Genomic DNA, 1,963 nt, shown 5'->3' on the forward strand with positions numbered 1-1,963 from the left:
GCGGTGAGGCCTGCGCGCCCGAGATAGCCGCGCGCAAGACCCGCACCAGCGATGTAAAGCTCGCCTGCGACGCCCACTGGCAAAGGGTTCAAGCTCGCATCCAGGATATAGATCTGTGTGTTCTGAATCGAACGACCAATTGGTATATTGTTACGTTTAAGATCTTGAGTACTAATCGCATGGGTTAGCGCAAAGGTCGTCGTCTCGGTTGGCCCATAGCCATTAATGACCTCAATATCTAGATGCTCGTTCTTCAATACCCTAATTGCATTGACCGACAATACATCACCACCGGCTATCAACGCTCTGACACCTTTGAACAGGCTTAATTGGTACTTCGCCGCCTCAGAAAAAAGTCCCGCTGTTAACCAAAGTACTGTGACTTGATATTTTTTTATACTTTGCTCAATGTCTACTAAGTCAGTTTGACCTGCTGGTGCTAGTCCTAATTTGGCGCCGTTCAGCAAGGCCCCCCAAACCTCAAAAGTTGTAGCATCAAAGGAAATAGACGCAAGCTGAAGCAAAGTATCTTTGGGGCCGATCCTACAGTACGAGGGATCATAAGCAAGTGAGCAGACGTTGCGATGCGTATTAGTGACGCCTTTAGGTTTACCAGTGGATCCCGAGGTATAGATTAGGTAAGCAAGGTTCTGTGGGGTGAGCGAGCTCGTGCGCTCAGCCTGAGCCACAGGTGCTAGATCGAGCTTAGCAAGCGTCGACTGAGTGTTGGCATCGTCTAGCTCAAGCATCGGTAGCGCCGCGCCCGCCTTCTGCGCCGCCTCGAGTGCTTCTTTAATCACACAGGTCTGAGTGATCACTAGGCTCGCACCGCTATCGGTGAGCATGAAGGCTATGCGTGCTGTGGGGTAGTCAGGGTCAAGCGGTAGATAGGCTGCGCCGGACTTGAGCACCCCAAGCAAGGCAACGACCATCTCGATGGAGCGTGGGAGCGCGATTGCCACGATCTGCTCGGGGCCGATGCCTAGGTTAATTAAATGACGGGCCAGCTGATTGGCGCGTGCATCGAGTTCAGCATAGGTGAGATTGTTCTGACCAAACACGAGCGCTATCGCCTCTGGCGTGCGGGTCACTTGCTGCTCAAAGAGCTCGGGGAGCGTCGTGTGCGCAGTGCTCGGTGCATCAAGTGGGAGTTCAAGTGCCTGAGTTCGATTAAAGAGCTCGAGCACCTGTTGGCGTTCGGTTTGATTGATTAGCGAGAGCGTATCGATAGGCGTCGCGGTCTGTCCAAGTGCCTCTACCTGATCGAGGGTGCGCACGAACCACGTCGCCCACTGCGCCACCCGGCTATCGTTAAAGAGGCTCGCGTCATACTCGAATACGCCGCGAATCGCGCCATCCGGTTCCGGTGCAATCGAGAGCGTCATATCAAACTTGGTTTGAGCCAAGGCAACGGGCATGGGTTCTATTGTTAGGTGCCCAAGCGATAGAGAGGCTGTCTCCTGAGTCTGCCAAGCCAACATGGCTTGAAATACTGGTGTGTGCGAGAGTGAGCGGGCGACCCCGAGATCTTCGACCAAGCGCTCAAAGGGCAGGTCCTGATGAGTGAGCGCGTGGTTCACACTGCCCTTGACGCGCTCCATGAGGGTGTTCAGATCGGGATGGCCCGAGGAATCGACTCTGAGTGCGAGGGTATTGATAAAGAACCCGATGAGTCCATCGGCCTGCTCAGTGGTGCGACCTGCTACAGGCGAGCCAATGACCACATCGCTCTGATTGGCCAGACGTCCAAGCAACGTACCGTAGAGAGCGATGAGTACAGTAAAGAGCGTTGTTTGATGCCGATTGGCCAGAACTTGCAGCTGAGCAGTCGTTTGTGCACTGATCTCAATGGGCAGGTAGCGCGCAGCGCGACTGCGACCCGCCTCTCTGGGGTAGTCGGTCGGTAAGCTCAAGCGCTCGGGGACGCCCGCAAGCTGCGCCTGCCAGGACTGGCTTTGACGCG

Annotated in this window: 1 protein-coding gene; it reads right to left on the bottom strand. The window is 55.1% G+C overall.

The window, feature by feature from the left end:
- The coding region (locus KZZ10_RS14415) for a non-ribosomal peptide synthetase (protein WP_259662241.1) at positions 1-1,963 on the bottom strand (1,963 nt) is incomplete at both ends.

Source organism: Zwartia hollandica (assembly GCF_019923725.1).
In the GTDB taxonomy this organism is placed as follows: Bacteria; Pseudomonadota; Gammaproteobacteria; order Burkholderiales; family Burkholderiaceae_B; genus Zwartia; species Zwartia hollandica.